This window comes from Pseudoalteromonas sp. SG43-7, assembly GCF_014164295.1.
GTDB classification, from domain to species: domain Bacteria; phylum Pseudomonadota; class Gammaproteobacteria; order Enterobacterales; family Alteromonadaceae; genus Pseudoalteromonas; species Pseudoalteromonas rhizosphaerae.
The window spans coordinates 1-11,920 of record NZ_JACJEY010000034.1; the positions used below are offsets into that span (position 1 = coordinate 1).

At 40.5% G+C, this 11,920-nt stretch carries 7 protein-coding genes; all 7 read left to right on the top strand.

Translation table 11 applies throughout. From position 1 onward, the window contains the following. The first annotated feature begins 128 nt into the window (after positions 1 to 128). The 7 genes from H5200_RS15130 to H5200_RS15160 all read left to right on the top strand — a co-directional run bounded on the left by H5200_RS15130 (position 129) and on the right by H5200_RS15160 (position 11,635). Positions 129 to 965, top strand: coding sequence for a viperin family antiviral radical SAM protein (locus tag H5200_RS15130; RefSeq protein ID WP_182761760.1), 837 nt, complete (start codon positions 129 to 131; stop codon positions 963 to 965). Continuing rightward, positions 962 to 2,269 carry a DUF4145 domain-containing protein gene (locus tag H5200_RS15135; RefSeq protein ID WP_182761790.1) on the top strand — a complete coding sequence of 436 codons (1,308 nt, stop codon included), beginning with the start codon at positions 962 to 964 and terminating at the stop codon, positions 2,267 to 2,269. The genes H5200_RS15130 and H5200_RS15135 overlap by 4 nt, the downstream gene beginning before the upstream one ends. A 232-nt stretch (positions 2,270 to 2,501) precedes the next feature. Continuing rightward, positions 2,502 to 4,985 carry an EcoAI/FtnUII family type I restriction enzme subunit R gene (hsdR, locus tag H5200_RS15140; protein WP_182761761.1) on the top strand — a complete coding sequence of 828 codons (2,484 nt, stop codon included), beginning with the start codon at positions 2,502 to 2,504 and terminating at the stop codon, positions 4,983 to 4,985. A gap of 117 nt (positions 4,986 to 5,102) precedes the next feature. Further along, entirely contained in the window at positions 5,103 to 6,575 is a 1,473-nt protein-coding gene (locus H5200_RS15145; protein ID WP_182761762.1) for an N-6 DNA methylase, read from the top strand. Further along, entirely contained in the window at positions 6,575 to 8,359 is a 1,785-nt protein-coding gene (locus H5200_RS15150) for a restriction endonuclease subunit S (protein ID WP_182761763.1), read from the top strand. The genes H5200_RS15145 and H5200_RS15150 overlap by 1 nt, the downstream gene beginning before the upstream one ends. Before the next feature lie 2 nt (positions 8,360 to 8,361). Continuing rightward, a complete protein-coding gene (locus tag H5200_RS15155; RefSeq protein ID WP_182761764.1) occupies positions 8,362 to 9,708 on the top strand; it encodes a DUF262 domain-containing protein in 1,347 nt (448 codons plus the stop codon). Then, on the top strand, positions 9,701 to 11,635 hold the full coding sequence (locus H5200_RS15160; RefSeq protein WP_182761765.1) for a DUF262 domain-containing protein: 1,935 nt from the start codon (positions 9,701 to 9,703) through the stop codon (positions 11,633 to 11,635). The genes H5200_RS15155 and H5200_RS15160 overlap by 8 nt, the downstream gene beginning before the upstream one ends. The last annotated feature ends 285 nt before the right edge of the window (positions 11,636 to 11,920 follow it).

The following is an 11,920-nucleotide window of genomic DNA, read 5'->3' on the forward strand; positions in this document are numbered from 1 at the left end:
GCGACGGCGAGATTATTTGGAAGGACTAGCCTATTTCGTACAGGTAGTAGTGCAAATCGATTGGAAAAATATGGATGTGAGTGATGTAATTGAAACTTAATAATTATTTTTGGGGATCCCTTAGGTTAATGCTTGAAAAATTAGCCGGTTACTTTTTTGACGATAATACCAACCAAGTAAAAACGGTTTTCCCTTATAAAAGTGTACGTATCAATTTCGCAGGAGGCGAGCCGTTAATTCTTAAAAAACGTTTTGCACAGTTAATTATAAAAACAAAGTCACTAGGCTTTAATTTATCGCTAATTACTAATGGCCATTATCTAACTGACTCTTTTATAGACAACTATGGTGCTATGTTTTCAATGATTGGGATCAGTTTTGACAGCCAATATTTAACTGCACGTGAAGATATTGGTCGAATAGATCGCAAGGGTAAGTCTTTTGGAAGTCACGATTTAATTAAAGCAGTTACACAGCTTCGTAACGTTAACCCATCCATCACAATAAAAGTAAACACCGTTGTTAATAACCTAAATTTTCAAGAATCATATGAGGAGCTAATAGCAGAAATAAAACCCGAAAAATGGAAAGTTTTTCAGGTTCTTCCTGTCTTAAATAACAACTTATTAGTTTCTGATGAGCAGTTTTCTGGGTTTGTAAAACGCCATGCTTCATTAAAAGAAGTCATGGTGGCAGAAGACAACGAAGCAATGACAAATTCTTATTTAATGATTAATCCTCAAGGGCGTTTTTATCAAAATAGCTCAAATCAAAATGGGTATGTTTATGGTGATTTAATTTTAGATGCAGGGGTAGAGCAAGCATTACAGGTCTGTGAAATAAACTGGGAGACGTTTACTAGCCGATATAAAAAGGATAATACAATTAGTCTCATTAGTAATAGCGAGTATCAGCTTAAAAATAAACAAAATAACGCCGCGTTAAAACAGGGAGCATTAGCATGAGCACTATAAATAATGATGAACAATTCGCAGCCTTGTTTAAAGAGTCCATAGCATCAGACTACAAAAATGCACTATTACTAATGAACGTAAGCCCTGATGTTAGCTTGTTTAAATTTCGTAAGATACTAGAGACGTTATGTCTACTATATGCGCAACGTCATAGCTATGAATTTACTAATAAAAACCTATGGGAGCAAATAAATGAACTAGCAGATATCAACGCAATTCATGGAGCTAATAGAGAGCTATTTCATGTTGTTAGAGACTTAACAAATGATGGAGTTCATAATAAGGAGTTAAGTAACGAGGTATTACTAAGTAAGGCGTTAGCCTCAAGAACAAAAGTCTTAGACTTATTGGAAAGTGCTTACCTGAGCTTAGGGCTTGGTGAGCGCATACCTAAATACGAGTTAATAAATGTGGGAGGCCAAGAGCACAAAGACTTGTGGTTTAACTGCTTAATCTCTTGTGATTATAAAGAGTATTTAAGTTTAGGTGTTTTCTACGAAGAAATGGGTGATGCTTTTGAAAGCCAAGCGTTAGATGATAAGTCTTTTAGTGTGCGCGCACAGGCTATGTATTCTTTTGCAGCTGAGTCTTATAAAAGTGCTTTTAAACTTTGCTCAAAAAAAACGATAACCGATGTTATTAGCTCTGATGATAAACAAATAACGATAGCTCAGGAGAGTCATCAAGTTCTGTTCAAGTACGCTTTTTTATGCCTAAACAATAAAGTAGATACGTTACAATTAAGTGAGGTAACAACAATACTCAGTGTATTAGCAAAAAGAGGCTTTTACGCTGCATACGCCTATTTGGGTTGGTGCCATTACTTAAGTGAAGACTATAAAAACGCACATAAATACCTTACCCATAAAAAAGCCGAGAATACAGTTTTTCTATTTCAAAGGTTAGGTGTTTTATATTCTTCAGGCAAAGCTTGCTCAATTAATGGTGATAAAGCCGTTGCGTCTTTTCAAAAAGCAGTAATGCTAGGCTGCAATAAATCAATGTTTGAACTAGGCAAATTATACCACCGAGGTGAGTTAGTCCAAAAAGATGACGGACTAGCTCAAAATTACTTATGCCAAGCAATTGCAACTGGTAACTTAGGTGCAGTTTTGTACCTTGATGAAAAGTACTTGAAAATACGTGAACTATTTTCTGGATTGCTAGACGAAATTAAAGATGCCAAAGTAAAAATAGGGCCACAAAAATCTTGTATTAAAACAACTAAATTAGGACGAAATAAACCTTGTTCGTGCGGCTCTAATGTAAAGTATAAAAACTGCTGCGGAAACTAAATACATTTATTCATAGTGTTAAGTGATTATATTTAATCAATGAATAATTGCAGCGCACCTAAAAAGGTAAACCTCAAATTAAAAACGAGAGACAGTGTCTCTCGTTTTTTAGTTTTACCTTTTATTTTTGCTTATTCATCATATTTTATATAGCATCACTAAATAGCATGAAACGCGTTGAATCAACGAGTTGTGCGCACTCATAGCGTAGTAATTAGGGATGGTATAAGTTATGGATAAAAGAAAGCTCAGCGAAACCGATATAATCAGTAAGTTTATTCTACCCGCAGTTAAAACAGCAGGGTGGGACGACATTACCCAAATACGCCAAGAAGTTAAGCTACGCGACGGCAAAGTTATTGTCCGTGGACAACTCGGTGTACGTAAATCGGTTAAATCGGCTGATATAGTGCTTTACCATAAACCTAGTATGCCACTTGCTGTCATTGAGGCTAAAGCTAATAAGCACGAAGTAGGTAAGGGCATGCAACAAGCGCTCGATTATGCCAATTTACTTGATGTGCCTTTTGTTTTTGCCTCTAACGGTGATGGCTTTATATTCCATGATAAAACCACCTTAATTAAAAACGAAAGCGGCACGCCTGATGCGCATAACCTTGAAACCGAAATACGCTTAGAAGACTTTCCATCACCTCAAGAGCTTTGGGCTAAGTATTGTGCCTACAAAGGCTATACCGAATCGCAACTCCCTATAATTAACCAAGCTTATTACGATGATGGTAGCGGTAAACACCCGCGTTACTATCAGCTTCAAGCAATTAATAAAACAGTAGAGGCTATATCGTCAGGTAAAGACCGTGTACTCCTTGTGATGGCAACTGGTACCGGTAAAACCTATACCGCGTTTCAAATCATTTGGCGTTTATGGAAATCACGCGCAAAAAAACGCATATTGTTTTTAGCCGACCGAAACATATTGGTTGATCAAACTCGCATTAATGACTTTCAGCCGTTTGGTACGTCAATGACCAAAATTACTGGAAGAACAATCGACCCCGCATACGAAATACACCTAGCACTTTACCAAGCACTAACAGGGCCAGAAGAATCTCAAAAAGCATTTAAGCAAGTAGACCCTGATTTTTTCGACCTTATTATTATTGACGAGTGCCACCGTGGTAGCGCAAGTGAAGATAGCGCGTGGCGCGAAATACTTACTTATTTTAAAGGCGCAGCACAGGTCGGTTTAACCGCAACACCGAAAGAAACCGACGAAGTGTCAAACACCGATTACTTTGGTGACCCTGCTTATACCTATTCCCTTAAAGAGGGTATAGAAGATGGTTTTTTAGCACCCTACAAAGTGGTGCGTGTTGATCTTGATGTGGACCTACAAGGCTGGCGACCCACTAAGGGCCAGGTTGATAACAACGGTGAAGTAATACAAGACCGGATATACAACCAAAAAGACTTTGACCGCACAATGGTAATTGACGAGCGCACACAACTAGTGGCCGAAACCATTACCAACTACTTAAAGCGTACCGACCCTATGGCTAAAACCATTGTGTTTTGTAACGACATAGACCACGCCGAACGTATGCGACGTGCCATTGCTAACCTAAACCCAGAGCAAATGGCTAAAAACGATAAATACGTGATGAAGATCACCGGCGACGACGAACTAGGCAAAGGCCAGCTCGACAACTTTATAAACCCTAAACGCCCATACCCCGTAATTGCCACCACCTCAGAGCTCATGACCACAGGGGTAGACGCAAAAACCTGTAAGCTAGTGGTGCTTGATCAAAACATTCAATCAATGACCAAGTTTAAGCAAATCATTGGTCGTGGTACCCGTATTGACGACCGTTACGGCAAGCTTTGGTTTACTATACTCGACTTTAAAAAAGCCACTGAGTTATTTGCCGATGAACGTTTTGATGGCACGCCAGAAAAAGTAATTAAGGTAACGCCAACCGACATTGAAAACGAAGGCGTTGATATTGAATCACAAGACGATACAACTGCCGAAGAGCAGCCTGATAGCGTATTCGATGATCAATCAACCGGCGATGAAAGCAGTGCCAATAACGACACCATAAATGACCCTAAAGGCGATGGCACCTTTTCTGATGGGGAGTATGGCGAATGGGACGATGAAACAACCAAAATGGTTAAGTACCGCGTGTCCGGTGTTACCGTTAATAAAGTCGCAGAGCGAGTACAGTATTACGATACCGACGGCAAACTTGTTACCGAGTCATTTATAGATTACACCCGTAAAACCATGAGTAAACAATTCAGCTCACTGGATGACTTTGTAAAGCGCTGGAACGAGTCAGACCGTAAACAAGTAATTATCGATGAGCTTGCACAAGAGGGGATTATTTGGTCAGCGCTTGAGGAAGAAGTAGGCAAAGATATGGACCCATTTGATATGATCTGCCATGTAGTTTATGACCAACCACCACTTACCCGAAAAGAGCGCGCAGATAACGTACAAAAGCGTAACTATTTCACTAAATATTCGGGTACCGCCCACACCGTACTCGAGAACCTTCTGTTAAAATACGCCGATGTAGGCGTGCAAGAGATTGAATCTATACAGGCGTTAAAAGTAGCGCCGTTTACTGATATAGGTAATACCAAAGAAATCATTAAAAATGGATTTGGCGGTAAGGCGCAATACGAGCAAGCACTAAAAGAGCTTGAAGCCGAAATTTACCATATGCCAGCACCTAAAACAGCCTAAATTTAAGTTTGCTGTTGCTATGTATCAGCTACAGCAAACATTGAACCATTTAAATTAAACAGCTTTCATACTCGCTTTTAGCCGCTGTTTATTAAAGTAATCAAACAAGAGAATACTATGTCTATCAGTTCAGCTATTAAGTCTATTCAAGATATTATGCGTAAAGACGCCGGTGTCGATGGCGACGCACAACGCCTTGGCCAAATGTCGTGGTTACTATTTTTAAAAGTATTCGACGCGCAAGAAGAAGAACTGGAGCTTGAATTAGACGATTATCGCGAGCCAATCCCAGGCCAATTCTTGTGGCGCAATTGGGCGGCAGATAATGAAGGCATAACGGGCGATGAGCTATTAGAGTTTGTAAATGACAAGCTATTTTTTGAACTTAAAAACCTCACTGCACCCATAGATAAAAACCCTCGGGGTTATGTAGTTAAAGAGGCATTTTCTGATGCCTTTAACTACATGAAAAACGGCACGCTACTGCGTCAGGTGATCAACAAACTAAACGAAATAGACTTTACCGACTCAAAAGAGCGCCACTTATTTGGCGACCTGTACGAGCAAATATTAAAAGATTTACAAAGCGCAGGCAACGCGGGCGAATTCTACACTCCGCGCGCAATTACTAAATTTATAGTAGCAGTAACCGACCCAAAACTGGGCGAGTCTATTATGGACCCCGCTTGTGGTACAGGTGGTTTTTTAGCGTGTGCGTTCGACCACGTAAAAGCAAACTATGTTAAGTCGGGCGACGACCATCAAATACTGCAAAAGCAAATACACGGCGTAGAGAAAAAACAACTCCCGCACTTACTGTGTACTACCAACATGATGCTGCATGGCATTGAGGTACCCGTACAAGTTAAACACGGCAATACCCTAAATAAACCACTTTCAAGCTGGGACGACCAAGTAGATGTCATCATCACCAACCCTCCATTTGGCGGCACCGAAGAAGACGGCATAGAAAAAAACTTTCCAAGTGACATGCAAACTCGCGAAACAGCTGATTTGTTCTTGCAACTCATTATTGAAGTGCTAGCAACGAAGGGGAGAGCCGCAGTGGTATTACCCGACGGCACCTTATTTGGTGAAGGCGTAAAAACCAAAATTAAAAAGCTATTGGTAGAGGAATGTAACTTACATACCATAGTACGCTTACCCAATGGTGTGTTTAACCCGTACACAAGCATTAAAACCAACATCCTATTTTTTACCAAAGGCACACGAACAAAAGACGTGTGGTTTTACGAGCACCCTTACCCAGAGGGCGTAAAAAATTATAACAAAACCAAACCAATGAAGTTTGAAGAGTTCAAAACGGAGCTCGAATGGTGGGGCAGCGAGGCAGACGGCTTTGCAAGCCGTACTGAGACCGAGCAAGCCTGGAAGGTATCAATCGACGATATTATTGCTCGTAATTACAACCTAGACATTAAAAATCCGCACGTAGGCGAGGTAATCAGCCACGACCCGCAAGAGCTACTAGCCGATTATTCGAAGCAACAAGCCGACATACAAGCCTTGCGTGACCAGCTTAAAGGCATATTATCAGAAGCACTGTCTAAAGATGCTGAGGGCAAGTAATGGCTGAGTCAAAAGCACTAAGCACAGGCGCAGAGCAGTTAATAACAGAACACCTTGATATTTGGACTACTGCCATAGAGCAAAAGTCGTCATCAGGGCGCGGTTCATCTAAAAAGCTTTCACTTTATGGCATTAAAAAACTGCGTGAGCTTATTTTAGAACTCGCAGTACGTGGCAAATTAGTGCCACAAGATCCAAACGACGAACCGGCCTCAGTACTGCTTGAGCGAATAGCCGCTGAAAAGGCGCAATTGATTAAAGATAAAAAAATCAAAAAGCCAAAAGCACTGCCAGAAATTAGTGATGAAGAAAAATCGTTTGATATACCTAGTGGGTGGGAAAGAGAAAGGATAGGCACTTTCGGGATTGTTGGTACTGGCTCTACACCCTCTAGAAGCAATCCAGCGTACTGGGAACCAGCAGAAATAAATTGGGTTTCCAGCGGGGAAACTTCGGGGTTTTTTGTTGGTTCAACAAAAGAGAAAGTGTCGCAACTTGCTATAAGAGAAACAAATGTTTCTGTTTATCCTATTGGTACATTAATTGTTGCTATGTATGGACAGGGCAAAACAAGGGGCCAAATAACAGAGCTCAGTGAGCCTGCCGGAACAAATCAGGCTTGTGCTGCGATAAGACTTGTCGATACTTCACCACCACACAAGAACTTTATAAAGCTATTTTTTAGAAAAGCGTATTTAGAATTAAGAAAGCATGCTGCTGGTGGGGCTCAACCTAATTTAAATGTGGGAAAAATTTCTAATACGGTTATACCAATTCCCCCACTAGAAGAACAAAGCCGTATAGTAGTTAAAGTCGATGAGTTAATGGGCTTGTGTGATGCGCTTGAGGCGCAAACAGAAAACAGTATTACGGCACATCAAACATTAGTTGAAGTGCTGTTAGAGGCCTTACTAAAAGCACCAGAGCAAACCGTAACACCAGAACAAACCGCTGAAAAGTTCCAACAGAACTGGCAGCGTTTAAGCGAGCACTTCGACACGCTATTCACCACCACCGCCAGCATCGACATGCTAAAACAAACCATTTTACAACTAGCAGTAATGGGCAAACTCGTCCCACAAAACCCAAACGACGAACCCGCCGCCAAACTCCTAGAACGTATAGCAGCAGAAAAAGCCCAACTGATTAAAGACAAGCTATATCAAAAAAGTTCAAAATTAAAACCGAAAGACGATAGCATAACTTACCCTAAGGGTTGGGTTTGCGTTCAAACTGGAGAAGTTTGTCCATCTATAGTTCCTAATCGAGATAGACCAAAGTCATTTACAGGAAATATTCCTTGGGTTACTTTACCAGCTTTCCCAAATATGAGCTTATATTTAGATTGCTCAAAAGTTGAGCTTAATTTATCAGAAAGTGAAGTGAAGCAATACTCAGCTCGCCTCATACCGGAAGGTAGCGTTTTAATGAGTTGTGTTGGACGATTTGGATTAACGGCGATAAACCTCGAGGCCGTTACTTCAAACCAGCAAGTACATGCCTTTATAGTTTTAAAAGGTTTACTACCAGAGTACTTAAGCTTAGTAATCAAAGTTGAAAGCAAAGCTTTAGAAAGTGTGGCTACTTCAACAACAATTGCTTATCTTAACAAAACGAACTGTGAAAGTATCCAGTTTGGACTGCCTCCGTCGGCAGAGCAGCACCGCATCGTCGCGAAAGTCGTTGAGCTAATGACACTCTGCGATCAACTCAAAGCCCGTTTAACCGACGCACAAACCACTAAACTTCACCTCACCGACGCCATAGTCGAACAGGCGTTGTAACGATGGCCATTGTCTTTAATCAGCCTCAAACTATTGCGCAGTTGTTAGAGCAGGAACTCACGATTCCTGAGTACCAAAGGCCCTATAAATGGCAACCAAAGCACGTTAATCAGCTAATTGATGACATTTTTAATTACCGTACTAAGTCGTGTTATCGCCTTGGTACTGTGGTATTGCATCAAGATAAAGAATCAGTGAATGAGAATAAAAAAGAGACACTGAACATCGTTGATGGCCAGCAGCGGCTGCTCACTTTAACGCTGCTTTGCACTATTCTTGATGGGGCTGAGAAAGTTATTGCATCCACTTTACTTGAACATAAGTTTGAATCATCAGTTAGTATTAAAAATCTCAAACATAATGCTCAGATCATTTCTGAACGAGTAACAAGTTTGACTGCCACCGAAAAGCAGGAATTACTTAATTTTGTGCTTAACAAGTGTGAGCTTATTCTAGTTACGTTAGATGATTTGAGTGAAGCGTTCCAGTTTTTTGATTCTCAAAATGCACGTGGTAAAGCACTTGCGCCGCACGATTTGCTCAAAGCATATCACTTGCGTGAAATGATGGACGCTACGACACAAACAGAACGCTTGCATCATGTGAGCCTGTGGGAGCAAGGCGTTAACCCTGATGATGATTCAGCCAATTTGCACACCATCATGGGGGAGTTTTTGTTCCGTATGCGCCGATGGATTGACGGTGATTATGGCATTACGTTTAGTCGTCATAACATTGATGTGTTCAAAGGGATTAACTTAGATAGTACGCAATACGCTTATGTGGATGCCATGCTGGGACTGGATTACGCAGTTGAAACCTTTAATGGCGATCCTGCGCGAAAATGGGACAAGCAAACCAAAGGTTATCCATTTCAAGTGGATCAGGTGGTGATCAACGGTAAGCGTTTTTTTGAATACATTCAGCACTATATGGCAATTCATACAAGTTTGTTTGTTGGCAAGGAGGCGAAGCTAGCTTCATTCATTAATAATTACACTCGGTACAGTGGCAGTCACCGTAAAGGGGATAGTTATGTGCGTAATTTATTTTTGTGTACCGTGATGTATTACTACGACAAGTTTGGTGATGTGGAGTTAGAAAAAGCGGCGCAGATTTGCTATCGCTGGGCATATTATTTACGCCTTGAATTACAACGCATTGGTATGGAGTCAGTTGATAACCATGCTAAAAGCGGTAGTGGGTTATTTAGAGTAATTCGCAAAGCCGTTCACCCTCAACAGGTGTTGAACTTTCAGCCACCTTATATTAAAGAGCCTAAGTTCAACAACGCTAAAAACGTGCAGGCATCTATTGAAGCAATGTCATCGGGAAGTATCAATGATTGATCCGAACCAAGTAGAGCAGTTATCCGTTAGAGGGCTTTTCGACAGCAAAACCCAATATGTCATTCCCATTTACCAGCGAAATTACGCTTGGGGGGCACCTGAAATTGAGCAGCTTATTCAAGATATTAGTGATGCCGCAGGGCTTATTACTCAGCCAGGTGAAACTGTTAGCGTAAAACAAGTAAAATATTACCTGGGTAGTCTTGTTGTGTATCAGCGCACAACTCATTCACAGCAATCAAATGTGGTGTACGAGACTATTGATGGGCAGCAAAGGCATACCACGCTCTCTATTTTATTGGCGTATCTAAAACATCGAAAAGTATTGGATGGGAGTGACCTAGCAGGGTTAGACATTAACCTAACTTTTGATAGTCGCCCAAAATCTTCCAGAGCGTTAGATGATATTTATAAAGGTAAGTCAAGTGGCGAGGCTGAAGAGCCTAACATTCATGCTGCGTTTAACATTATTCAGCGTTACTTCAAAACCAAAGGGCTAGATACAGAGGCTAAAATTAAGCAGTTTTGCGAATACCTGTTAGATAACGTCACTATATTGAAAGTCGTTGTGCCACCACAAACCGATCTTAATCACTACTTTGAGATCATGAATAACCGTGGTGAGCAGCTAGAAAAACACGAAGTATTAAAAGCAAAATTTATGGCTATACTGAGCAATGATGATGAAAGAAACTGTTTTTCAACCATCTGGGATGCTTGCTCGAATATGTCGCGCTATACCCAGATGGGTTTTCAATCTGATTTGCGTAAAGAAGTATTTGGTGAAAATTGGCAAACAATGCCAAAAAGCTTTGATGCAATTCATGCAAAGCATACGAGTAAACAACAAAAACAAGATGCAATGACGCTACGCGAAATTATCAACAACAAGACACCCAGTGAAAATACCGATGATGGAGAGCGCGAGAAAGAAGAGCGCTTTGGTACGGTTATCGACTTTTCAAATTTCTTACTCCATGTACTAAAGTTGATGCCTAAGATTAAGGGGGTATCGCTTGATGATAAAAAATTACTTAATGCGTTTATCAGTAAAGACAATGACTTGAAGGTTGAAGCCAAAACCTTTGTTTATGAGCTGCTCAAGTACAGAATACTATTTGATAGCTTCATAATTAAGCCAGACCAACACAATGAAAAACGTAAGTGGAGTCTACAAACTCTAATAGCTAATTCGAGCGGTACGAGCACAAGCCCTAGCTATAATATCTCTTTTGGTAAAAACCAAGACTCACTAAACGAAAAGCTGCGCATGATATTAGCAATGTTCCATGTATCAAACCCAGCCTTAGTTTATAAGCGCTGGTTAAATGATGCGCTAAGTATTTTGAATAGGAATACTACAGAGGATACGGGTTTAAGCATTGATGGAGAGGTGTACTTAACTGAGCTTGAGCACTTAAGCGATCGCTATTTTGAAGAAATCACCGGCGGTCAATGTTTAGCGTTTAGTGAAGAGAGTCCAGGAGTATTACATCAAGGAACGGGTGTTCAGAACTTTGTGTTTAATCGGTTGGATTACCTTTTGTGGAAGCGTTTATCAGATGATGAAACATTTGATGGTAAAGGTAAAAAAGAGCTTGGAAACCACTTTGATGATTTCCAGTTTAGTTTTAGAACCTCTGTTGAGCATTACTTCCCGCAAACCGATCCATCAGGCGCAAGCAAAATGGAGGATGTCGATCGCTTTGGAAATTTATGTTTAATTTCGCCAAGTAGTAACTCGAGGCTCAGCAATTACTCTCCTCAGGATAAAAAGTCCTTCTATCGTGAGAACAATCGTGCCGAGAGTTTAAAGCAAGCGATTATGATGAGTTACGATGACTGGGGCCCCGTGGGACTAGGTCGAACAAATTTAGAAAACCATGAATCGGCCATGTTAGAGGTTTTATCCGTAATAAAAATATGAGCTACAGCGATAAGTCGAGTTACTTAATAACCCGGCTGATAATTAATGGTCAATATTGGCTTGATAGTAAAAGTTAATGAATTTAAGCTTAAAACTTGGTCATATAACCTGCTTTTTTAGTTGTTTATCATTATTTTTTTGCTTATCACAGTTGATTTATATACTATCTCGCAACGACTAAAGTATTGCTTTATTTTAGTTTTGGATGGCGAAAGGGAACTTAAAGATCTTATGGATAAAGGCCGAGCAGTAATACCATATCCCCACTGTTAATTTTATACCTCT

Coding starts and splice junctions, on each gene's coding strand:
- H5200_RS15130 (WP_182761760.1), top strand. CDS start 129: ATGCTTGAAAAATTAGCCGGTTACTTTTTTGACGATAATACCAACCAA.
- H5200_RS15135 (WP_182761790.1), top strand. CDS start 962: ATGAGCACTATAAATAATGATGAACAATTCGCAGCCTTGTTTAAAGAG.
- hsdR (WP_182761761.1), top strand. CDS start 2,502: ATGGATAAAAGAAAGCTCAGCGAAACCGATATAATCAGTAAGTTTATT.
- H5200_RS15145 (WP_182761762.1), top strand. CDS start 5,103: ATGTCTATCAGTTCAGCTATTAAGTCTATTCAAGATATTATGCGTAAA.
- H5200_RS15150 (WP_182761763.1), top strand. CDS start 6,575: ATGGCTGAGTCAAAAGCACTAAGCACAGGCGCAGAGCAGTTAATAACA.
- H5200_RS15155 (WP_182761764.1), top strand. CDS start 8,362: ATGGCCATTGTCTTTAATCAGCCTCAAACTATTGCGCAGTTGTTAGAG.
- H5200_RS15160 (WP_182761765.1), top strand. CDS start 9,701: ATGATTGATCCGAACCAAGTAGAGCAGTTATCCGTTAGAGGGCTTTTC.